This is a genomic window from Hymenobacter setariae (assembly GCF_007713685.1).
Classification (GTDB): Bacteria; Bacteroidota; Bacteroidia; order Cytophagales; family Hymenobacteraceae; genus Hymenobacter; species Hymenobacter setariae.
Window position 1 is genome coordinate 566241 of the sequence record NZ_VMRJ01000003.1, and the last position, 22485, is coordinate 588725.

Annotated in this window: 19 protein-coding genes; 5 read left to right on the forward strand and 14 right to left on the reverse strand. The window is 55.8% G+C overall.

Translation table 11 applies throughout. From position 1 onward, the window contains the following. Nucleotides 1-137: 137 nt before the first annotated feature. From FNT36_RS13475 to FNT36_RS13490, 4 genes are all read right to left on the reverse strand, one after another. A complete protein-coding gene (locus FNT36_RS13475) occupies nucleotides 138-989 on the reverse strand; it encodes a ferritin-like domain-containing protein (RefSeq protein WP_144848437.1) in 852 nt (283 codons plus the stop codon). 32 nt (nucleotides 990-1021) lie between these two features. Further along, nucleotides 1022-1756 (reverse strand): ferritin-like domain-containing protein, encoded by a 735-nt coding sequence (locus FNT36_RS13480; protein WP_144848439.1) that lies wholly within the window; start codon nucleotides 1754-1756, stop codon nucleotides 1022-1024. A 491-nt stretch (nucleotides 1757-2247) separates the two neighbouring features. After that, nucleotides 2248-3204: a ferritin-like domain-containing protein gene (locus FNT36_RS13485; RefSeq protein WP_144848441.1), complete on the reverse strand. Its 957-nt coding sequence runs from the start codon at nucleotides 3202-3204 to the stop codon at nucleotides 2248-2250. A 47-nt stretch (nucleotides 3205-3251) separates the two neighbouring features. Continuing rightward, the gene (locus tag FNT36_RS13490) at nucleotides 3252-4052 is read right to left on the reverse strand and encodes a ferritin-like domain-containing protein (protein ID WP_144848444.1); all 801 of its coding nucleotides are present in this window, start codon (nucleotides 4050-4052) and stop codon (nucleotides 3252-3254) included. 509 nt (nucleotides 4053-4561) lie between these two features. Here FNT36_RS13490 and FNT36_RS13495 point away from each other — a divergent pair. Further along, nucleotides 4562-6010, forward strand: a complete 1449-nt coding sequence (locus tag FNT36_RS13495) for a BatD family protein (RefSeq protein WP_233635893.1) — start codon at nucleotides 4562-4564, stop codon at nucleotides 6008-6010. Between the two features lie 89 nt (nucleotides 6011-6099). Beyond that, nucleotides 6100-7176 carry a chorismate synthase gene (gene aroC / locus FNT36_RS13500; protein WP_144848448.1) on the forward strand — a complete coding sequence of 359 codons (1077 nt, stop codon included), beginning with the start codon at nucleotides 6100-6102 and terminating at the stop codon, nucleotides 7174-7176. 156 nt (nucleotides 7177-7332) lie between these two features. Here aroC and FNT36_RS13505 read toward each other — a convergent pair whose 3' ends face one another. Continuing rightward, nucleotides 7333-8565, reverse strand: a complete 1233-nt coding sequence (locus FNT36_RS13505; RefSeq protein ID WP_144848450.1) for a PepSY-associated TM helix domain-containing protein — start codon at nucleotides 8563-8565, stop codon at nucleotides 7333-7335. A 144-nt stretch (nucleotides 8566-8709) separates the two neighbouring features. Further along, entirely contained in the window at nucleotides 8710-11160 is a 2451-nt protein-coding gene (locus tag FNT36_RS13510) for a TonB-dependent receptor (protein ID WP_144848452.1), read from the reverse strand. A 287-nt stretch (nucleotides 11161-11447) separates the two neighbouring features. On the opposite strand from FNT36_RS13510, the gene FNT36_RS13515 reads away from it, so the two are divergent. Next, nucleotides 11448-12050 carry a NifU family protein gene (locus FNT36_RS13515; protein WP_144848454.1) on the forward strand — a complete coding sequence of 201 codons (603 nt, stop codon included), beginning with the start codon at nucleotides 11448-11450 and terminating at the stop codon, nucleotides 12048-12050. A 108-nt stretch (nucleotides 12051-12158) separates the two neighbouring features. Then, nucleotides 12159-13025, forward strand: coding sequence for a CPBP family intramembrane glutamic endopeptidase (locus tag FNT36_RS13520; RefSeq protein ID WP_144848456.1), 867 nt, complete (start codon nucleotides 12159-12161; stop codon nucleotides 13023-13025). An 85-nt stretch (nucleotides 13026-13110) separates the two neighbouring features. On the opposite strand, the gene FNT36_RS13525 is transcribed toward FNT36_RS13520, so the two are convergent. The 7 genes from FNT36_RS13525 to FNT36_RS13555 all read right to left on the reverse strand — a co-directional run bounded on the left by FNT36_RS13525 (nucleotide 13111) and on the right by FNT36_RS13555 (nucleotide 20320). Further along, nucleotides 13111-14034, reverse strand: a complete 924-nt coding sequence (locus tag FNT36_RS13525; RefSeq protein ID WP_144848458.1) for a DUF5777 family beta-barrel protein — start codon at nucleotides 14032-14034, stop codon at nucleotides 13111-13113. Nucleotides 14035-14055: 21 nt separating this feature from the next. After that, nucleotides 14056-14673 carry a YceI family protein gene (locus FNT36_RS13530; RefSeq protein WP_144848460.1) on the reverse strand — a complete coding sequence of 206 codons (618 nt, stop codon included), beginning with the start codon at nucleotides 14671-14673 and terminating at the stop codon, nucleotides 14056-14058. A 45-nt stretch (nucleotides 14674-14718) separates the two neighbouring features. Next, the gene (locus FNT36_RS25480; RefSeq protein ID WP_233635894.1) at nucleotides 14719-14988 is read right to left on the reverse strand and encodes a hypothetical protein; all 270 of its coding nucleotides are present in this window, start codon (nucleotides 14986-14988) and stop codon (nucleotides 14719-14721) included. A 582-nt stretch (nucleotides 14989-15570) separates the two neighbouring features. After that, nucleotides 15571-18558: a protein translocase subunit SecDF gene (gene secDF, locus FNT36_RS13540; protein WP_144848464.1), complete on the reverse strand. Its 2988-nt coding sequence runs from the start codon at nucleotides 18556-18558 to the stop codon at nucleotides 15571-15573. A 136-nt stretch (nucleotides 18559-18694) separates the two neighbouring features. After that, on the reverse strand, nucleotides 18695-19078 hold the full coding sequence (locus FNT36_RS13545; RefSeq protein ID WP_144848466.1) for a hypothetical protein: 384 nt from the start codon (nucleotides 19076-19078) through the stop codon (nucleotides 18695-18697). Nucleotides 19079-19139: 61 nt separating this feature from the next. Continuing rightward, the gene (locus FNT36_RS13550; protein WP_233635895.1) at nucleotides 19140-19607 is read right to left on the reverse strand and encodes a DUF4268 domain-containing protein; all 468 of its coding nucleotides are present in this window, start codon (nucleotides 19605-19607) and stop codon (nucleotides 19140-19142) included. Between the two features lie 86 nt (nucleotides 19608-19693). Continuing rightward, nucleotides 19694-20320 carry a uridine kinase family protein gene (locus FNT36_RS13555; protein ID WP_144848468.1) on the reverse strand — a complete coding sequence of 209 codons (627 nt, stop codon included), beginning with the start codon at nucleotides 20318-20320 and terminating at the stop codon, nucleotides 19694-19696. A gap of 119 nt (nucleotides 20321-20439) precedes the next feature. Between FNT36_RS13555 and FNT36_RS13560 the strand changes: the two genes are divergently transcribed. After that, nucleotides 20440-21573: a TlpA disulfide reductase family protein gene (locus tag FNT36_RS13560; protein WP_144848470.1), complete on the forward strand. Its 1134-nt coding sequence runs from the start codon at nucleotides 20440-20442 to the stop codon at nucleotides 21571-21573. Between the two features lie 71 nt (nucleotides 21574-21644). Here the strand turns inward: FNT36_RS13560 and rdgB are convergent, their stop codons facing one another. Continuing rightward, on the reverse strand, nucleotides 21645-22235 hold the full coding sequence (rdgB, locus tag FNT36_RS13565; RefSeq protein ID WP_144848472.1) for an RdgB/HAM1 family non-canonical purine NTP pyrophosphatase: 591 nt from the start codon (nucleotides 22233-22235) through the stop codon (nucleotides 21645-21647). Nucleotides 22236-22485: the final 250 nt, after the last annotated feature.

Genomic DNA, 22485 nt, shown 5'->3' on the forward strand with positions numbered 1-22485 from the left:
CTGCAATCGATTGTAGTCAGAAGTCAATAATTTTTATAGTAAAACGAAGGCGCTGCAGGTGCTCTTGGAATAGACGGGCCTAAATAAAAAAAGGCTGGCTCCGTGAAGGAGCCAGCCTTTTTTAAGCGCAGAGCTAATTACTGTACCAAACTGCCTGCGCGGCTATTGTCCAGTACTTCGGCTTTAGTTAGAATCTCGTCGAAGGCAGCTTGTACATCAGCTGCACTGTAAGTAACACCTGGAGTAATAACACCAGCCGAAGTCAGGTTATAACCAGCTTGGGTTACGTTGTTCTCTGGGGTAGTGCCAGTGTAAGCTGGCTGCGAGTCTAGGTCGCCATTGCCATTAATCCAAGGCGTTTGGCCGCGCATAACACGGATATGAGCCGCGTGACGAGCCTCAACAGAGTGGATGCGCAAAGCCGATTCAAGGGCATTGATAGTACCAACGTTAGGAACGTTTACATCTGGTAGACCCTGCAAATCGGTAGCACGGCCTTTGTATGCACGAACACCAATGTCTTCTAGCTGCTGAGCTATTGCCAACTGCGCCTGAAACGATGTTAGTGTAGCAAACGTGGAGGTTTTGAATGATACAGGCGCACCTACTGCGCTAGCACCCCCAACACCGCTAATAACTGTTCTCAATAAAGCAACGTGTGCCGTTTCATGCTTGCTAATCTGATTGATAGCAGCTTGGTCGGCTGACGAAGCCGTAGCAAAGAAGGGCGACGCCTTCATTTTGTTGTAGAAGTCAGCCTCTAGGTACTCCAACGTCAGAGCGTAGTTGAGCACCTCAATTGGGTCACCAGCATTGGTGCCAGCGTAGGCCTTCTGGAACATCGAAGTTATCAGCACGGGGGCAGCGGCCAGGGCTGAGCGCTTAGCTACTGTGCCAAGCGAGGAAAAAACGGCGCGGCGCGAATCGAAGCGGTCGAATACGTTAGAGTCAACTTCCGCCAGTTGGTTGAGGATATTAAGGAAATTCATGGCTATGAACAGATTACGAGTGGGGAAGAAGACTATTTGCCTACCGAAGAAGCATCCAGCGTTTGGTTGATGTACTTCTGAGCTACGGCGATAACGGCCGTGGGAGTCATCGATTTGTCGAGGCCGTTAGAATCTACTTGGTTATCATCGGCAAATGAGCCGGGCGTAATCAGGTCCCGCACGTAGGCTGCGTGGCGAGCTTCTACCGATACGATTTTGCCAGCTACCGTGAGGTAAGTAGCGCCGTTGCTGTCGCTAGCCGAAATGAGCTTGCCTGCACCATTGTAAGCAGCTACGCCTAGGTCTTCAAAAGCCTGTGCTGTGGCTAGCACCGATGCACGCGAGGTGAATGTGATGCTGCTGAAGTTGGGCGTGAGGTCCTGAATGGGGCTCGCCTTAGCTACGTTGATGATAGCTGCTTTCAAGAAGTCGCGGTGAATAGCTTCGTGGGCTGCTACTTGCGTGAAATAAGCAAGCTCACCGGACTTGAAATCGGTAGCTGGAGTTTTCACTACTTGGGCGTAGAACGCCGCTTCGAGTTGCTCGAGCGCATAGGCATAGTTGAGCACGCTCAGGTTGCCGTTGCCGAGGCTTACGATGCCGGGCGAGTTCTCATCATCTTTTTTGCAGCCTGCCAGCACAAGGGCGGTTGCCCCGGCCGTAGCGCCAGCATACATGAAGAACGAGCGGCGCTTGATGGGCGTGTACAAGGGCTGGTCCAGGTTAGCCTCAGGAGCTTGAGAACCGGAGAGGATTTTGTGAGACATGGGAAAAGAAAGAAAAGGAAAAAGTTGAAAACCCAAATTAGCTAATCAAATACCGAAGCAAACTGCGTAAAACGAAGTAGTTAGCCCTCTACGCTAAGGATATAATGTCAGATACACTTCAGCTAAAATTAATTTTTATATTCTAATTGTTGAGGTTTATAATCAATGGTTTAGCTTATAAAAATAGCTTGCTTACGGATAGTGTAGCCAGTCAGACGTCTGTGTTACAGTAGTGCTGGGCTTGCGAACAACCTACGTAGAACGAGACCGTACTGGATTTTAGAAGCACTAGTATTATTTTAATAAAGTGCTTTCGTATGCTCTCTGGTTAGATGGTAAAGAGGCATTGGCAAGAGCTTGCCTGCTTGTCACCCACCTGCTTTTAGAACAGGTAATCGCATGCGTAACACGATAGGCAGTAAAGCAAAAAAGCCGCTCCCTGGCTAGGGAGCGGCTTTTTAAATGTGAGTAGCGCTAGGCGCTAAACCAACCTAAGCACCAAGTACAGCTTTCAAGTCGGCTGGTGCACTAGGAGAAATAAAATAGCGCGCGATTGCTTTAACCGTAGCAGCATCGAGCGGCTCATCAAACGCTTCTGAGGCAGCGGCTGCCGATATGGTTAGGCCTGCGGGGGGGGTAGAGGCAGTCTGCACGTTAAGCATAGCACCCGTTTTACCTTGCATTACATTGCTTTCGGCTGGGTAAGAGGCAACTGGGTTACCAGCACCATACACCGCACCTGTAATAGCGGGAGCAGGGCCACCGTTTTCTTGGAGCGAAATCCAGCTCTTAGGCATCGAGTTGGAAGTACCACCGGCTTCGGCACCTACGCCAGCGATACCACCACGCCGCATAGTGCGCACGTGCGAAGAGTGACGAGCCTCTACCGAGTGGATATTGAGCGCTGCAGTTAGAATCTCCTTGTTATTAATCAGGTTAGCTGCACCACCCTTGTAAGCGCGCACACCGGTGTCAACAAAGGCCTGCGATTGACCTAGGTATAGGGCTGCACTAGCAAAAGGGGTGAGGCGACCACTAGCCGTATAGTCGAAGGCGCTAGCACTGGGCGGTGCAAAGGCCGCCTGCGTACCTAAGGCAGCCTTCAGTACATTAATATGGCCTTGCTCGTCATCACGAATTACCGTGATAGCCGCCAAGTCGCCACCTGTAAAGAGGCCGCTGCTCACGCCAGCCGCATAATAGTAGTACTCTAGGTATTCTAAAGTTAGCGCCAAGTTGAGCGTGTCAGCAATAATGCTGGGAAGGGCGCCAGTGGTTTGGCCATAGGCTTTGCGAAACATGGTGCCCACTACGGCGGGCATTGCGGCGGCGGTCATCGCTTTGCCCATGCCCGAGAGGTGCTTAAATACGCGCCGGCGTGTGTCGAAGCGGTCGTAAACCTCGGGGTCTACTTTTTCAATGTCAGAAAGAATTTTGAAGAGGTCCATGACTTAGTTTGATAATTTCAGGATAGAAAGGAAAATAAGCCTTGGACCTAACCGAAGCTGTTAGCAGAAATTTTAGACCCGTCGGCCAAGAAGGTGTTGGCCGTGGCCAACACTACCGACGGCAGCTTAGAGCGTTCAGTCCGGAACGTAGTGACAGACGAAGTAGTAGAATTGGCCGTCGTGACAGCTGCCCCAGTATTAGGGTCGATAACATCGCTGCTGCTAACGGTAGTACCGCTGAGAGGACCTACGAAGCTATTATAGGTAATAAGGTCGCGGATGAGAGCCGCGTGGCGAGCCTCTACCGATACGATTTTGCCAGCCAACCCGAGGTATTCTACATCGGTGATGTAGCGGCCGGCTCCGTTGTAAGCTTGCACGCCTAGGTCTTCAAAAGCCTGTGCAGCAGCAAGTACACCTGCGCGGGTAGCGAAGTCGATTTTGGAAAAGTCGGGCGTCAGCGCTTTAATGGCAGCGCTGCCCAGCGCAGCTTTGAAAAAATCTGCGTGGATTTTTTCGTGCAGTGCTAAGTCTGTAAAAATTTGTTTTTCGGCGGCAGTAGTAGAGCTATTAGTGAAATAAGGGCTAGTCAATACCTGCGCATAGAAAGCAGCTTCGAGCTGCTCGAGGGCATAGGCATAGTTAAGCACACCAGTATCGCCCGCGCCTACATCCGTTGCGTTGGGGCTGTTGTTATCATCATCTTTGCAGCCAGCTAGCAGGAGTGCCGTTGCCCCAGCCGTAGCACCAGCATACATGAAGAATGAGCGGCGCTTGATAGGAGTGTACAACGGCCGGTCGAGGCCAGTTTCGTGTGGCTGCGAGCCAGGGGAAACATTGTGGGACATAAAAGAAAAGGAAAAATGAATGAAGGGCTAGTGCACAATTCTCTTGCAGAAGGCTAGCTCATGCGCAGAGAAGTGGGATTTCTACGGTAGCCCTTAGGGTAAGATGCTTAGGCAGCGAGTCGCAAAAGAGGTACTTACCTTGGTCAAGATTAGGTACTGCGACCTCAAAAAGCTTGTGGTATGCGCATTAGCCACGCTCATAGAAGAGGTAGGTCACAAGTGAAGACAGTGAAGGCGCACCCGGAATAGATAAAAAATAGGTATTTCTCCTGGGCGAAATACGTAGCCTTTCTGTTGCTCATATCGTTGATTCTAATTGCTAAGCTACACTCGCAACTGGCGGCAGTTGCCTGTGATTTGAGCCAAAAAATCTAGGGCTAGCACGGGTAGTAGCTAGTACTGGTCGCCCAGACAGGCGAACTTTGCAGTTCTCCTTATATCTCAGTGCTCAAAAATTCTTGACTAGGTGCGCTTTTTGGGGTCCGCGGGGCCTAGGCTGGTTGCTAAGCTTGCTGTTGTGGTGCAGCAGCGGAGCACCCACGCGTGCCCAGCAGCCAGTGCCAGCTCCCGAAGCCGAGCTGGTGCCGGGACCAGCCGTGATACCGCTCACGGCTACCTACTCCTTGGGCGTGCGGGTACGCGGAGCGGTCATTACCAGCCACTCTGAGTTTCCGGAGCTCGAAGGTTTTCGCAAAGCAGGCCTTACTAAAACTACCGCCACCCGACTGGTGGCAGGCCGCGGCAGCGTAGCGGAGCTGACGCTGACGCAGCGCTACGCGCCCTATACCGAGGGCACGTACCAGATTCCGGCCTTCGACCTCACCGTGAATGGTCAAGTGCTACACAGCCCCGGCAGTCGAGTGCGCGTGGCCGCTGCGCCGGCTACAGCGCCCCTCACCGATGCCACGGTGGGCGCTGGGCAGGCCATTGGCTCGCTCGACCAGCTCCTAGGTAAGCCCAAGCCCAAGTATTTCTACGAGCCGCCCGACCACGCCTCGCTGGCGCTGGAAGCCAGCCAAAACAAAGTGTTTGTGGGGGAAGGCGTGCGAGTAGCACTCTATCTGTACTTGCAGCCCGCCGACCAAGCGGTGCTCAATTTCTACAACTTTACTGAGCAACTGCCCGAGCTGGTGCGCCAGCTGCGCCAGCCTACGGCCTGGGAGGTGCCCGCCCCCGAAGCGGCCATTGTACCCGACACCGTACGCCGTGAAGGAGCTGTTTATCTACGCTTTCGGCTGGCCGAAACTACCTACTACCCGCTCACGGCGCAGGAATTACGCTTTCCGCCGCTGGCCCTCACCATGACCAAGTTTAAGCTGCTGAAAAAGCCGCAGCCAGGCGAGGACGACAAGCTAGCCATCTATAAGACCTACACGGCCCCGGCCGTGCGCGTGGCTGTGCGCCCGCTGCCAGCGCGGCGCGGTGCGCCAGCTGGCTCCGTGCCGGTGGGCCACTACACGCTGCATGAAGGCGTGAGTGGTGTTCGCTTCCGCACGGGTGAGGCCTTCGTGTACACTTTTGGGGTAGAAGGCGCCGGCAATACCTCTGCGCTGGTGTTGCCTACGCCCCGTTCTACCGACCAGCTGGAAGTGTATGGCCCCGACATCAAGGAAGAAAAACTGCCTGACGGCACTCCGCGCAAGAGTTTTCGCTACCGGCTAGTGCCGCACCAGCCTGGCGTGCTGGCTCTAGATAGCTTGTTTCAGCTGGTGTTTTTTGACCCTACCACTGCCCGCTACGATACCTTGCGCCCCGAACTGCGGCCTGAGGTGCGTGGTGTGGCCCGCCCCATCGCCGCCGCCAATCCTGCCGAAGACCCTTTTTATGGACCGGCCCTAGGTCGTGCCGACAGCCAGTTGCAACCCCTCGACGTGTACCAAGACGTGCGTCGCTACGCAGGCTGGCTACTAGGAGCGCTGCTGGTAGTGACAGCCGTGGGCTGGTGGCGCAGCAGCTAGAGCCAGTGAGCACTTGACATGAGCAGCCCATTTGTTCAGTCTGCTTTATTCACTGTTAATTGCTCCTTGATACTTGTTTGTTACTTACTATGAATTCTTTCGGAACACTTTTTCGCATTACCACTTTCGGCGAGTCGCACGGCGTTGGCATTGGAGTAATTATTGACGGCTGCCCAGCGGGCGTGCCGCTGGAGGTGGCCGAGATTCAGGCGGCGCTGGATAGACGCCGACCAGGGCAGTCGGACCTGACGACGCCGCGCAAGGAGGCCGATACCGTACTGGTGCAGTCGGGCACATTTGAGGGTTACACCACGGGCACGCCCATCAGCCTATTTATTGCCAATGCTGACCAGCGCTCGGGCGACTACTCGCACATCGCGCATGCCTACCGCCCGAGCCACGCCGACTACACCTACGATGTGAAATACGGCCGCCGCGACTACCGCGGTGGGGGCCGCAGCTCGGCTCGCGAAACGGCCGCCCGCGTAGCCGCCGGCGCCGTGGCCGCCCGGGTGCTGGCGCACTTCGGCGTCGAGGTTAAGGCTTATGTGTCGGCCGTGGGCGAAGTCGAGCTAGTAGAGAGCTACGAAAACCTGGATTTGAGCTTGATTGAAAGCAACGCCGTTCGTTGCCCCGAACCAACTGCTGCCGCGCTTATGGAAGAGCGCATCCGGGCGGCGCAGGCTGCCCACGACACCGTAGGTGGCGTAATAACTGGTGTGGCTACTGGCGTGCCACCCGGCCTAGGCGAACCTGTGTTTGATAAGTTGCCGGCCGTCCTAGGTCATGCGTTGCTCAGTATTAATGCTGTGAAGGGCTTCGAGTTTGGCTCGGGCTTCGAAGGTACCAAGCTGCCCGGCTCGGAGCACAACGACGAGTTTTACACCGATGAGGCGGGCCGCGTGCGCACCCGCACCAACCACAGCGGCGGCAGCCAAGGCGGTATCTCCAACGGCCAGGACGTGTATTTCCGCGTTGCCTTCAAGCCAGTGGCTACGCTGTTGCAGCGCCAAAACACCATCAATGACCAAGGGGAAAGTATCGAGCTGGTAGGCCGCGGCCGCCACGATGCTTGCGTGCTGCCCCGCGCCGTGCCCATCGTAGAAGCCATGACCCAGCTAGTGCTGGCCGACCTGCTGCTACGCGCGCGTGCTAATAAGCTGTAAAATAGCTCCTTAGGGAGAGCTATTCCTTAAAAAACGTTTGTCATGCTTAGCTTGCGAAGCATCCTCTCACGCTAGGTTACTGTCCCAGCCGTGAGAGGATGCTTCGCAAGCTCAGCATGACAAGCGCTTTTTGGGGTTATTGACCTCCTAGGAATACTAAGCCGCTACGGCTTGCTTCACAGTCGCCTTAGCCACCGGCTGCCGTTGCGGCTTCTTATTTTTCTTCAAGCGGTTCCACCAGATGAAGAAGCCAGTGACGGGCAGTGTGGCGCACACTAGGCTAGCCACAAACGCTAGAATCTTAGTGGGCCAGCCCAAGATGGCACCCACGTGGATGTCGTAGTTCATGCCAATGAACTTCTCGCCCCCGGGCTTGTCGCGGTAAAGCTCCGCTTTTTGGAAAGCGCCGGTGCGGGCGTCATACGTCAGCTGGTCGGAGCGGAAGCGAGTGCCTTCACCCTCGTTCACGCGCACCATCAGCGGGTCTTTGAAGCCCGTGAGGGGCTTGGCCGATAGCGATACGGCGGCCGGAATGCGCTGCCAGGCGTCGCGCACGGCGGTATTTAGGGTTTGGTCGGCTTGGGCTTGCTCAGCGGCACCTAGGGCGGCAGGCTTCTCTTTGTTCATACCCTTTTTGCCGCCTTTTCCGCCCTTACCACCGTGGGCCTCGGCGGTGTGGCCGGTGGCTAGGTAGCTCACGCCATTGCGCACCCAATCAAACGACCACGTGAGGCCGGTGAGAGCGATGACGAGGCTCACGAGCGTCACGTAGAAACCCACCGTGTTGTGCAGGTCATAGTTGAGGCGCTTGCCCGAGGCGTCCCACTTTACCTTGAAGCGCTGCTTGCGGGCGGCCATGTTTTTGGGCCACCACAGCACGAGACCGCTTAGTAGCATTAACACGAAGGTGAGGGTGCTGTAGCTCACCACCCACCGGCCAGCATCGCCGAGGAGCAGGTCCCAGTGCACGCTTTTGACGAGCTGAAAAAACTCCGTTTTGTTGTCTAGAACGCCTGTAACCTGTCCGGTATACGGGTTCACATAGGCCGAGCGCAGCACCTCGACCTGCCCGCCAAAGTAGGGCTTGCCGGGCGTGCCTTTGTAGGTCATGAAGCTCCAGGCGCGGTCGGGGGCACGGTAGGCGTTGGCGTAATAAATCTGCTGGTCAGGACCTAGGGCTTGCTGCGCTTTCTGCCACACCACAGTGTAGGGGAGGGGCTGAGCCGCCGTGCTGGGCGGCGTCACAAACACCATGTCGCGGTGCACGACTTCAAAAATCTCGCGCTGAAACACGTAGAGACACCCCGTGATGCTTACGATGAACACGATGAGCCCGGATGCGAGCCCGAGCCACAGGTGCAGCTTGCCAACTAGCTTTTTGAAGGTCATGACGATTAGATTTAGTGATTACTCTAGGTCTTAAAAAGGCCTATCATGCTGAGCTTGCGAGGCATCCTATCACGCTAGATTACTCCGGCCGTGATAAGATGCTTCGCAAGCTCAGCATGACAGATAATTATAAATCAGCATACTCTAAAACGAATACCCGGCCGTGAGGCGGAAGCTGGTGGGTGCTTCAGGCTGCCAGGTGTAGTAGCTGCCGATGGCGGCCGCACCAGTGCCAGAAGCCGCCGTGAAGGCGCCCGCAGCGTAGTTGTAGCGGTTCGTGATGTTGTTTACCAGTAAGTTGACGCCTAGGTGCTCGCCCTGCCACGACACGCCCGCATCGAGGCGGTAGTAGTTGTCGGGCAGCTTGACACCCTGGTTGCCGAGGCCGGCGTAGCGCTCTACCTGCCACTGCATGCCGCCCGAGAGGCCGAAGCCCTTGAGCGCGCCGCGCTGAAAGCGGTAGTTCAGCCAGGCGTTGCTGTTGTGCTTGGCGGTGCCACCTAGGCGGCGGCCGATATTGGCCTCATTATTATCCTTCGTAATAGTGGCGTCGAGCAGCGAATAGTTAGCCACCAGATTCAGGCCCGATACTAGTTCGCCAGTAAAGTCGGCCTCGATACCCCGCGAGCGCACCTCGCCGATGGCTACCTGGGCATTCGGAAACTGCGGGTTGATGGGCTGCAGCGACTGAGCAATGTTAGTCTTATTAATATTGAACGCCGCCACGGTAGTGCTGAAGCGACCGTCCATCCACTCGCGCTTAATGCCCGCCTCGATATTTTTGCCCCGCTGAGCCGGCAGCAGATTGTTGTCAATGTCAAATGCCGTTTGGGCGATGTACGACTGGTCGTACACAGCGTACACGGCCGTGTTAGGCAGCACGGTGGCGCTCAGGCCAAAGCGCGGCGTCACCACGTTTTGCTTCACGCGGGCAGTCACGTTATTGTTGGCAGAAAAGCGGGCGGCCACCGTCAGGCGCAGCACGTTATCGAAGAAGCCTAGCTCGTCTTGCACGTAGAGGCCAGTGTAGCGGGTCAGGCCTTTAGCACCGCGCTGGTCGAGGCTGCGGGCGCGCAGAGCGTCCTGGTCGCTGAGCGAGGTCGGCGCCGTGCTGTAATAAGTGGGTTGGGTAATGTCGAGCGGCAGGAAGCCCGCCGCGCCAAAGTCAGCCGCGTAGCTCTTGCTCGAGGCATCGAGGCCCACGATGATGCGGTGCTGCACGGGGCCGGTTTCCACGGTGCCATTCAAGAAGGCCTGGCCCACCAGCGTGGTATTGTCTACGTCGTAGAGGAATAGCGAACGGTTCAGCACGTTGGTGCCCGCGATGGCGCGGCCGCCATTCACGCCGCTCACGGTGAAGGTGGCGTTGGGATTGAACGAGCCCGCGGCTATCCAGTTGGAGAGGCCGCGCATGGCGTAGCGCAAGTAGCCCACTTGGCCGGTTACTTTCCAGTTGTCGTTGAGGTGGTGCTCGATGTTGGCAAACGAGCTGTGGTCGTTCACCCGCGATGAGCCCATGCTGGGGTCGTACACCGAAAAATCCTGGCTCAGGCTCTTGTAGCCATTGGGCGAAAATACGTAGTTGCCGGCCACCGAGAAGTTCGAGTACTGGTACACGTACTGCGCCGTGATGGTCGTCTTGTCGTCGAGCTGGTAGCGCAGGCTGGGCGCCAGAGCCACCTTGCGGTTGAAGTCGTAGCCCTGGTACGAGTCCAGGCTCTGGCCCATCACGTTGAGGCGGTATTGTAGCTTGTTGTCCTTACTCAGCTTGCCGTCGATGTCGGCAGTGGCGCGGTACTGCCCAAAGCTCCCTAGGGTCAAACCCACTGACTTGCGGCTCACGCCCGTGGGCGCCTTCAGCACCACGTTGTAAAAGCCACCCGCGTCCGAATTGCTCAGCAAAAAGCCGCCTGGCCCTTTCACGAATTCTACGCGGTCGATAAAGGAGGCATCCTCAGCCAGCGGGCCAAAGTAATTGCCCGTACTCATGCCGTTGCGCAGCGAGCCAAAGCCCGTATTAAAGCCCCGGATGTTGATACGGGCGTACACGTTGTTCCAGTGGCCCGGCGCCACCGCGCCGCTCACGTTGCGCGTGATGCCCTCCACGGGCGTAAAAATTTGCTGGTCGGCCAGCAGCTGGTTGGTTACCACCTGCACGTTTTGGGGCGCTTCGAGCAGCGGCTCGCCTAGGCGCAGCGAGCTGGATGGGTTGGGGCGGCGGTAGCGGTTGTGCACGCCCGTCACCGACACTTCGTCTAGGTCATGCTGGGCTTCGGTAAGAACAAAGTTCTGCTCGTAAGGACCATCGGTCAGCTCTAGTTGGCGCTCTTGGGTTGCGTAGCCCACCATGCGGATACCTAGGGTGTAGTTGCCGGGCGCCACATTAGGCAGGCGGTAGTCGCCGTTGGCATCGGTGTCGGTACCCACCGTTGTGCCACGTAGCGCCACTGAGGCGCCCACTACTGGCTTGCCAGTAGCACTGTTGGTAATATGCCCTTGAATTACAATATTTTGAGCGAAGGCAATGCTGGTGGCAAACAACAGTGGCAGGCCTAGCGAGAGGCGACCTAGGGAAAGTGTACTACTTGCAGACATTAAGTTTTGATGAAGGCGACGCTGCAAAGGTATAAGTTACTCTTTGCTTATTTGTAATTAGTCTAATTAAAAATAAGCAAAGCAGCCCTATTTGCACTACTTTTGTACTGGCTACCAGCGCCCTAAAAATTGGGCGGCTACTTGTGAACGGCAGGTGGGCGCAACCTCCACCGCTTAGTTGTTGTTATGGTCTAAATTGCCAGCCTGGCAAACACTGGCCCTAGGTTCCGTTTGGGGCTAAGTTGCTCGCCAAGGCTTTTTTATTAGCTACTAATTCCTTAGAAATCATGTCTGCTATTTCCATTTACGCCGAGGCGTCGCCCAACCCTGAGAGCATGAAATTTGTGCTCAACTCTACCTTACTGCCCGACGGCGTGAGCGTAGATTATCCCACTATAGAGGCGGCAGCTAACTCGCCCATCGCCCAGGAGCTATTTGGCTTCGACTACGTGGGCCGGGTGTTCATCGCCCAAAACTTTGTGACCGTCACTAAGAACCAGCCCGAGCTGGGCTGGACGAGCATCATCCCCGAGCTGCGCCAGTTCATTAAGAGCTATGTAGAGGCCGGCGGTACGCTCTTTACCGTGGACCCTGCTGCTGAGCAAAAGGCTGCCCAGGCTGCTAGCGCCGGCGACCCCACCCAGCAAGACGGCTTCACGAGCCAAAAAATCATTGACCTGCTCGACAACTACGTGCGTCCTGCCGTGGAGCAAGATGGTGGCAACATCACCTTCAAGAGCTACCACGATGGTATCGTGACCGTGAACTTGCAAGGCTCGTGCTCGGGCTGCCCCTCGGCTACGGTGACCCTGAAGTCGGGCATCGAGAACCTGCTCAAGCGTATGGTACCCGAGGTGAAAGAAGTAGTAGCCGAAGGTATCCTGGTGTAATGCCAGCGTGCATCACGCGATAGAGAAGGCTGGGCATTGCCCGGCCTTTTTTTATGTCTTTATTTGCTCAGTAGTAAGCCATACCCTCACTTGGAAGAACCTATACTTTTGTCCGCAGAACCCTTAAAAGTTCTCCCTGCTTACCCGACCCTGAAAGAAAGCTGGGGTGCCTTTGGCTGGCTACTACTCATCTCGCTTCTACTTGGTGGAGTGGCATTGGCGCTAGCTGGCGGGCGAGTAGGCACGCACGGCCTAGGCCGGCTGGTGGGCATCTCGCTGGCGAGCGAGCTTAGTATTATCGTTACCATTTGGTGGGTGCGGCGGCGGGCTGGGTTGGAGCGTTGGCCCGGCCTTGCTTTACAAGGGCCTTGGGAAAAATGGCAGCTCTATGCCTTGCTGCCCGCGCTAGTGCTGGCGCAGGATGTGCTACTATCGGTGGTATCACTGCTCCACTTACCAAGTCCTAATGAGAAAATCTATCAGGAAATGGCGCGCTACCCGGCCCTATTATTTGGGATAGGCTGCTTTGCCGCGCCCGTGCTGGAAGAGTTTTTCTTCCGGGGCATTCTCCTGAAAGGGCTGCTGCGCAACTACCGGCCGGCAGTAGCTATTGGGCAGTCAGCGCTGCTCTTCGGCCTGATGCACATGAGCCCGGCGCAGAGTATCGCCACCGCCCTAATGGGTGCGTTACTGGGTTGGCTATACTACCGCACGGGCTCGGTGAGGTTGTGCATCGGGCTGCATATGCTCAATAATTTGCTAGCTTTCAATGGTATGCGGCACCCCAAGCTAACAAGTGCTCACGATATTTTCGACATTGTCAGCCCAGGCGCTTATGTAGCCGCACTGGTGGTAGCCGCCGCTACGCTCGGCCGCATTGCGTGGTGGATGCAGCGCACGCTACCTCCTGCACCCTCGTCTATCCCCGAAGAGAATGGGAGTATAGCTGTAGAGCAGGTTTTGCCTTCCTATTAGTCGCAGGTGCGGATAGTTCATATAAGTCAAACGGCCGGCTACTTGCGAGAGTAGCCGGCCGTTTGATTTAGATAAGTGCGAAGGGTTACTTGCGGTGCCGCTGCTTCACCGTGAAGTTGCGGCTCACGATGAAGCCGTAATACAAGTTGCCGCTGAAGAAGGTCTTATCCGTTTCGGCGATAAACTGCTTTTCAATCATGCCCGGCGAATTGCTGACGTGGAGCTGGAAGATATGGCCGCCAGTTTCGATGTCCACGCCCACACCCGCCGAGTTAGCCTGGTGGTCGGCCGCGAACTTGCTTAACAGGTAGTGGTACTCGGCATTAATCGAAAACCGCTTGGTGAGCTTGTAGCGGCCCCCGGCCCCTAGGGATACTACATCGTTAGTTTCACCCTCGCGCTGCACTAGGTTGCGATGAATGAAAGTAGGCATGAGCTGCAACGATAGCTCAGGGCTGAACTTGCGGGCAATGAGCGCCTGATATGTGTAAGCCGTGCGCAGGCCCAGCGTGCGGTCGAAGTTATCGTTAGTATAAGATTGCGTAACTACGGCTGCCGAAGTAAACAGCGTGACGGATACGGGCATGGCGTGCAGCCCAGTGCTCTGGCGCAGTGCCCGGTATTTCAGGAAGCCGTCTACCGTTTTATCGAGCGACGAGCGCCCTATGCCTACCTCCAGGCGGTCGCTAATGCCATACTCTAGCGCGATACGCACCTTCGCATTGTCAAATCCGAAGAGGGAGGAAAAGCCCTCATTGATGGTGCCGAAATTGTGCGAGAACAGAAAAACCAGTGTGCCCTCGCCAGGCGTCTCGACGGTGTGGCCGTTGATGAGGCGCGTGCTCTTGAACGTAGCATCGACTACTTGAGTAGCAGGCGCATCCTTCTTGGTTTCAGTTTCCAGCTGACCTAGGAGGTCGGTCTGCGCGTAGGCAGCCGGCACGGCTAGCCCCGCCAGCAACAAGCCCAGCGCAGCGGCCCGGCCGATAAAAGTAGCTAATTGACTCATATAGGAATAGATAGTAAATGGCTAAGGTTGGGAAACTACGGTGGGCGTTACGGCGTCGCAGGTAAGGTTCACCCGCACGCTTACCGACTTGGCAATGTGCTCGCGTACAAGCAGCGGAATGTCAATAGCGTAGTCGGCCGGTGCGATATTGAAATAGGCGAATACTACCAGCTGGCCATCGCGTTGTTGTAGTGTGCCCGATACGGCTACCTTGTGCGATACCCCGTGCAGCGTCATCTGGCCTTCTACCTCCACGTTTTGGGAGGCTGTAGGCAGCATTTTTAGCACATGAGCTGCGTTAATAACCTGGCCTGTGAAGGTGGCTTTGGGGTACTTCTCCGATTCCATATAGTTCTCGTTGAAGTGCTCCTGCATGAGGGTGCGCTTGAACTGAAACTCCCGGATGGGCACCGCAAAGGCTAGCTGCCCGGTGCTGAGGTCGAGCACGGCCGCTACTTTATTGTTGCGCGCCTCGATATCCTCCATAATGGAAGCCGAAAAAAACGAGATAAGTCCCGTTTTGGTCATGTATTTGGTCTGGGCACTTGCTTTTAGCGGCCCAGCCAGACCCCCCAGCCACAGCAGGAGCCCTAGCAGCCAATACCGTTGCCGGCCGACGCTTCGTAGAAAACCAGTCATGGGGTAAAAAGGGGAGAAAGAGCTAGCAGACACCTGCCTAGCCACTTATTTATTGGGGGCGCCAGCGTCAACCCAGGCTTGGATGAGGGCAATCTCGCAAGCCGATAGTTTTTGGCCATCCTTAGGCATGGGCTGGAAGCCGGGCGCATGGCGAATATTCCCAACCAAGTAGCTGACGTTGTCGCGGCCGTTGGCTGGCGTAGCATAATACTTCAGACTAGCAAAGTCTTCCATATTCAGCGTATTAGATGTCTCGGTCTTGTATTTGTCGGCGCTGTGGCAGCTGTAGCATTGCTGCTTAAGGATGGGCAGCACATCGGTTTGATAACTTATCGTCAGGGGCAAGTCGCATGGTCTCGGGGGCTCATAGGTATAGGAGCAGGCCGATAGAAAGCCAGCAATAGCCGCGACCGAAAGAATAATACCAAATCGATATGGCTTGAAAGTAGTAATTAATTTCACAAAACTAAGATTTAAGATAATGAAAATAATTTTATTGAGCAAGTAATGTACTAATACAAGACTTAGTTGCTAGTGTATAAATGTCTTTAAAACACAAATATAGAGTAAGTAAGCAATTTTACTTCTCAAACATACTAGCCGGACACCATATTCAAGGCAGATGTATTCGTAATTATATAATAGTACTCTTCCGATAAAACTGTTAAGCTTATATTTTCGAGAGGCGCTAACCTACGTAGGGCAGTAAAACTAGGATTAGTGGCCGCCGAAAATTTTCGCTTTTCGTTGGTCAGAGGGTTTTCCTAGGTGAACACTGGCTGTGGGTAGCTAGCAAAACCGGGCATGTTGCCTAGGTCGGCAGGCAGCATTGGCTGAGTAGAAGGCATAAAAAAAGCCCGGCCAATGGCCGGGCTTTTCAAATAAGCTTGAAGCTAACTATACGGTAGTACGCAGCTTGGGAGCGTCACCGGATAGGGTGTTTACGTCTTCACCAGCGGCGAGGCGCTCACGCTCCTCTTTCTTGCCGTAGGTGTCCAGAATGATGGGCGTCGCAATAAACAGCGACGAGTAAGTACCGAAGATGATACCAATAATCATGGCAAACGAGAACGAGCGCAGCGTTTCACCACCGAAGATGTACAGAATCACTACCACCAGGAACACGGTCGTGAACGTAATCATCGTCCGTGAGAAAGTCGAATTCAAAGCTGGGTTCACCACTTGGGCAAAGGTCAGCTTGGGGTTCTCACGCAAGTATTCGCGGACGCGGTCATAAATAACTACCGTGTCGTTCATCGAGAAGCCGATGATGGAAAGCACGGCCGCCACGAAAATCTGGTCCATCTCGTAGTTCAAGCCGAAGGCGCGCGCGATGGGGTAGAAGGCAATAACCAGCAGCGCATCGTGGAAGAGGGCGATAACGGCGGCCATCGAATACTGCCACTTCTCGAAGCGGAACAGTACGTAGACAAAGATGCCTAGCAGCGTGAGGCCCAGCGACAAGACCGAAGTGCGCTTGATGTCGTCGGCAATAGTAGCGCCTACTTTCGAGGTCGACTTAATAACCGGCGCATCGGCCGCAAACTTGGTCAGACCTTGGTTGAGGGCCGCTACTACTTTCTTGTCAGCTGCTTGCGTTTCGTCTTCGGCTAGGTAGCCAGTCGTGATGCGCATGCGGTTGGGCTGGCCATACTGCTTCACTTCGAGGCCAGCACCTTGGAATACGGGGCGCACGGCATCAGCTATATCCGAAGAAACAACGGCTTTGTTGAAGTCTACGACGTAGGAGCGGCCGCCTTGGAAGTCAACACCTAGGTTGGGTCCGCCTTGCAGGTACATCAGCACAAAGCCTACCACAATGATGACGGTCGAAGCAGCGTAGGCGATTTTGCGCTTGCCTACGATGTCGAAGTTGACATTCTTAAACAGGTTGCGCGAGAGGAAGGTCGAGAACGTGATGCTGCTCGTCGTCTTGCCCTTAATAAGGGCCTCAATGATGAGGCGCGACACGTACACGGCCGACAAGAACGAGGTCAGTACCCCGATACCTAGCGTCACGGCAAAGCTCTGTACTGGGCCCGTACCGAAGAAGCCCAGGATGATGGCGATGAGCATCGTGGTCACGTTCGAGTCGAAGATGGCCGAGAAAGCGCGGTTGTAGCCCGCATTCACGGCATCGTGCAGCGAGTGGCCGTGGTCAAGCTCTTCGCGGATACGCTCGAAAATCAGCACGTTGGCATCTACCGAAGACGCAATTACCAGAATCAAACCAGCGATGCCGGGCAGGGTAAGAGCCGTTTGGAACTGCGCTAGCACCCCTAGGATGAGGAACATGTTGAAGAGCAGCGCAGCGTCGGCTACGAGGCCAGCGCGGCCGTAGTACACGGTCATGAAGACCATAATAATCAGCAAGCCAGCCAGCGAAGAATACAGACCCTGGTTGATAGCTTCTTTACCGAGCGAAGGACCTACTACAGCTTCTTCTACAATGCGGGTGGGGGCAGGCAGCTTACCAGCCTTAAGTACTTGGGCAAGGTCTTGAGCTTCTTCGATAGAGAAGCTACCCGAAATCTGGGTGTTGCCGCCCGAAATTTCGCTCTGCACTACGGGGTCCGAGTACACTACGTCGTCGAGCACTACTGCTACTTGCTTGCCGATGTTGGCGGCGGTCATGCGCTGCCATTTCTTCGAGCCGTTGGGGTTCATGCTCATGCTCACCTCGGGGCGGCCGGTCTGGTCGTAGTCCATGCGGGCATCGCTCACTACCTCACCGGTGAGGGGGGCAGCCGTGGAGCCAGTGCGGTCTTTCTTCACGGCAATCAGGCGGATGAACGATTGGCCGTTCAGGTCCTTAGGCTTGGCATCGTAAAGCAGCACCATGTTGGGCGGCAGGGTAGCGCGGGCTTCGTCCGAGCGCAGTAGGCGGTTCACGCGGGCCGTGTCGCGTAGGTTTACCCCTAGGGCACCTGGCATGGTGAAGTAGCGGGTGAGGGCGCCGCCCTGCTGAGCGGCAGCAGTCGAGTCAGTTTTGGCTTTGCTAGCCGGAGTCTTTTTGGCTAGCTGGGCAGCCAGCGACGATGAGTCACCTGCAGTGGCTGTGGTGGCTTTAACAGTGTCAGCAACCGGCGCAGCGGCTACAGTCTTCTCTTTGTCAGTGAGTAATTTGTCGAGCTGAATGAGGTAGGGGGCAAATTCCTGCTGACCCCATACTTCGTAAAATTCCAGCTTAGCTTGGCCTTGCAACAGCTTGCGTACGCGGTCGGGGTTATCCACGCCGGGCAGCTCTACCTGAATGCGGCCAGTGCCTTTCACACGCTGAATGTTGGGCTGATTTACGCCGAATTTATCGACGCGCTTGCGCAGAATGTCGAACGAGCGGTCGATGGCATCTTCTTCTTCCTTATTAATGGCGGCTAGCACCTTAGCGTCGGTCGAAGAGCGGTCAATCTTGCGGTCTTTGTTTACCGAGTTGGCAAACAGCGGCGCCAGTTGCTTGCCGGGCGCTACCTCTTGGTAAGCTTGATAGAACAGCGTGGTAAAAGGCGTGCTCGAATTGGTTTTCTGACGCTCTTGGGCCAGGGCCAGCGCTTTGTTGAAAGCGGGCTCCTTAGAATTGCCAGCCATGGCGCGTACAATTTCTACGGGCGAAACCTCTAGGGTCACGTGCATGCCACCTTTCAAGTCAAGGCCGAGGCCTAGCTCGTTTTGGCGTACATCGCGGTAGGTGTAAGGCCCAAATACTGGGGCGCGCCATACCGAGTCGAGATAATGCTGGCGCTGTGCTTCATTGAGCTGGCCATTGTGAGTGGCAAAAGCCACGGCTTTCTGCTGCACCCCGCGCGAGACGTAGGTGAAAAACAGGAAGTACGCGCAGAGCACCGAAACCACAACGGTGAGCGCGATAATTACTCCTTTATTACGCATTAGTAAGTAGAGATTGAAGTAGTTACAATAGAAAAGGAATCAGTTGAAAACGCAAAATGGGAATAAGGCTCCGAGAACCGGCCGAACAGTAGCAGCCAATTCTTCATTCCTCAATTCTCATTTTTATCCTAAAAAATTAGGGCGCTTGCGGCGACAGAGCCGTGCTCAGCAGACGCTGGCGGCACAGCAAGGCCACGAAGGCCTCCGCCTCAACTATTGGTGCGGCTGCCACTGCGCGGCGCACTAGGCGCGGCAGCCAAGCCGCGGGCAGCGTAGCTGGCAGCCACCCTAGGGCAAAGGCTGGGGCCACGTAAGTATCTAGGGGCGAGGCTGCCTCAAGTACTACCTTTTGTTTGATAACCGTGGCGCGCGGCGCGGCACTCAGCCGCGACTGCGCGGGGGTGCTCACGGGGCGCAACAGGCTCACCGTCCGGCCATTCAGGCCCAGCAGCAGCAGCAGTGGTAGCGCCACTAGGGCTATCTGCAAAAAGCGCTTGAAGGGAGAAATTGAATTGTACATAGCCCAGACAGGGCTACAAATATACTTATTTCAAGTGTCACTTGCCAAGCAAGCAGGCTACCTAGCTATCGCGCAGTCCTTCAAATGCGTACTGCGCTCCGCTCCAAAACTCATCGAGCGCCATGATACGTGGCTTGAAAAACGAAATAAGCGTCGGCCAATCGTCGCGGTTGAACAGGTTGACGGGCTGCATTTCAGTGTATATGCGGCTCAGGGGCAAGCCGTTGGCGTCGGTGGCGTGCAGCTCCCAGCGCCAAGGCTCGCCTAGGGCCTCGTGCAGCATGGTTTTTAATTCCTGAAACTGCTCGAAAAACAGCTCGCGTACACCTGCATCGGGCTGCGTAAGCTCGATGCCGATGCTAGCGCGGCGGTTGTCGGCCTGCATCCTGAAGTACACGTGCTTGAGGCCCGTTTTGTAGTTAATCCAGTTGGTAGGCATGCCCTCGGCCGAAGGCACCGGGGCCATGTACTGCCCAAAGGTGGTCCAAAAGGCTTGGCGGAGTTGCGCAGCTTCAGCTTTGCTATACACGGGGACTATTTGAAGTTTGAGCAGGGTGCCACAGGCACCAATTGAGCCGGAAGCCAGCCAGTAAAAAAACTTATTAAAGAAAGGCCCTAGGCCTGCTCAGCCACCTTGCTTTTCAAAAAGCCTGTGAGCACAGCTAGGCCATTCTCGAAATGTCGATTATTAGGAATGATGATATCAGCATCATCCTTAAAGGGTTGGATATACTTCTCGTAGGTTGGCGCCACGTGGTTGGTGTAGCGATACAGCACATCATCGAGACCGTAGCCACGCTCGTCGCGGTCGCGCACAATGCGGCGGTGCAGCTTCACGTGCTCTTGGGCGTCGATGTACACCTTGAGGTCGAGCAGCTTCGCAATTTCTTCGAAATAGAATACAAATATTCCTTCGACGACCACGATGGGCGCGGGCCGGAACACCAGTTCCTGCGGCACCACGTTAGGGTTGTTGAATGTGTACTCCTTGCGCCGTACCTCATGGCCTTCGCGCAGTTGGCTTACATCGGCGGCGTAGGCTGCCGAGTCGATGCTGCTGGGCAGGTCAAAATTCTCAAAGCCTTGGGCATCACGCTCCTGCTGTTCGCGGGGGTGGTAGTAGTTGTCCTGCGAAATAAGGCAGATGTCGCGCTCGGGGAACGCGGCCAACAGGCGCCGCAGAAACGTAGTTTTGCCGGAGGCGCTGCCGCCCGTGATGCCGACGAGGTAAGGATGTTGCATAACGGGGGACAAAGGTACGGGCGCCGGCTAATGCAGGGTTGCTAACGGGGTGCCGAGAACTGCAACCCGCGAGTTAGTGGCTAATCCCTATACTTGCATAGGATAGTAACCCCTTCTCTATGAAAAACCTACTCCTCACGGTCTTAGGAGCGCTGCCACTACTGGCGCAAGCGCAGGCCCCAGCCGGAAAATTTGTGCTCCAGGGCAAAGTAGCCAGCCCCAAGGTGACGAAGGCTTATTTGCGCTACACCGTCGATGAGCGCCGTGTGGTAGACTCAGCCGTGGTGAAGCGCGGCGCGTTCCAGTTTCAGGGGGCGCTAGCCACACCGGTAGCAGCCTACCTCACGCTGAGCCACAGTGGTACGTCACTAGCCAAGTCGCGCGATATGGCGCCTCTTTATTTAGAGCCGGGCACCCTCAAGCTCACTACGCCCGACTCGGCAAGCAAAGTCGCCATTAAAGGCTCGGCACTCAATACGTCGGCTGCTCAATTGCAAACGCAACTCAAGCCGCTGGATAAAGAATATAAAGCGCTGATGCGCGAGTATGTAGCGGGCCGCAACGCGAACCTGGAGGCTGCCGCGCTAGACAAGATAGAAGCCCGCGCCGATGCCAATGAGGAAGCGCAGCGCGAAATCAAGTACGCCTACCTCACGGCTCACCCCGACGACCCCTTCAATTTATTTTTGCTGCCGCAGGCTGTGGGTTATGCCCCCGAGGCCAAAAACTACGCTACGCGCTTTGCGGCGCTTTCGCCTAGGTTGCGGGCCACTCCGCAAGGCCAGCGCATCGCTGACAAAATCAAGCAGCTCGAACGCGTGGCCGTGGGAGCTACCGCCCCCGACTTTACCCAGAACACGCCCGACGGCAAACCATTGACGTTGTCGTCGCTGCGCGGGCAGTACGTGCTCATTGACTTTTGGGCGAGCTGGTGCGGCCCCTGCCGCCAAGAAAACCCCAATGTGGTGAAGGCCTACACCGCCTATAAGGACAAGGGGTTCACCGTACTAGGTGTGTCGCTAGACCGCGAAAACGGCCGTGAGGCCTGGCTCAAGGCCATCGAAAAAGACGGCCTAGCCTGGCACCAAGTATCAGACCTGAAGTTTTGGCAAAACGATGTAGCCAAAGAGTATGGCGTGCAGGCCATTCCGCAAAACTTCCTGCTTGACCCAAACGGTAAAATCGTGGCCGTGAATCTGCGCGGCGATAAGCTGCAAGCTACCTTGAGTCAGCTTTTCAGCCAGGCTAAGTAAGTACCTAGGTGCCAGTAGAAAAAAAAAGCCCGGCTTTCAGGCCGGGCTTTTTTTGTAATAACATGGCTAGGCTAATCGTCAATCTTTGCTTGTAGAAAGCGAACGAGCCCATCTACCGCCCGCGCCCGGTGGCTAAGCATGTTCTTCTCCGCCAGCGTCATCTCGGCGAAAGTGCGGCCATCACCTTCGGCCGGAATAAACACGGGGTCGTAGCCGAAGCCGCGCCCCCCAATGGGCGCTCGCGCAATAGCGCCGGCTATCTCGCCGCTGAACTCGTGCACGTGACCGCCTTCCAACACCAGCGCGATGACCGTGCGAAAGCGCGCTTCCCGCTGAGGCTGGGTGGCCAGCTCGTGCAGCAGTTTGGCCACGTTGTCGGCAGCTTCGCGCTGGGGGCCGGCGTAGCGAGCCGAGTACACACCAGGTTCGCCTCCTAGGGCGTCTACTTCGAGGCCCGTGTCGTCGGCAAAGCAGGCTACGCCATAGTTGTCAAACACGTACTGGGCCTTTTGGCGAGCGTTGCCCTCGAGTGTGGGCTGGGTCTCAGGCAGTTCCTCGTGGCAGCCGATATCAGCTAGGCTTAGCAGCTGTACGGTGGGCGGCAGTAACGGGCGAATCTCATCAAGCTTGTGAGCGTTGTTGGAAGCAAAGCAGAGGCGCATAAGCAAAAAATAAGAGAGGGCACAGAAAATAAAAAACCGCGCTGGCCTGGCGCGGTCACAAGACAAAAGTGCTACAAAAGGCCCCAGCAAAATCCATCACACTGCCCTCACCTAACGAAACCCGAGCTTAATAATGCACCAATAGCGGTATAAGCTAGTCGTAAGCCCACTTGGCGCGGTAGAATCGGCTGCGTGCCGCGGCGCCCCTAATTCGCCAGCCTTGCCGCCGGGCAGCCCCACTGCCGCACTA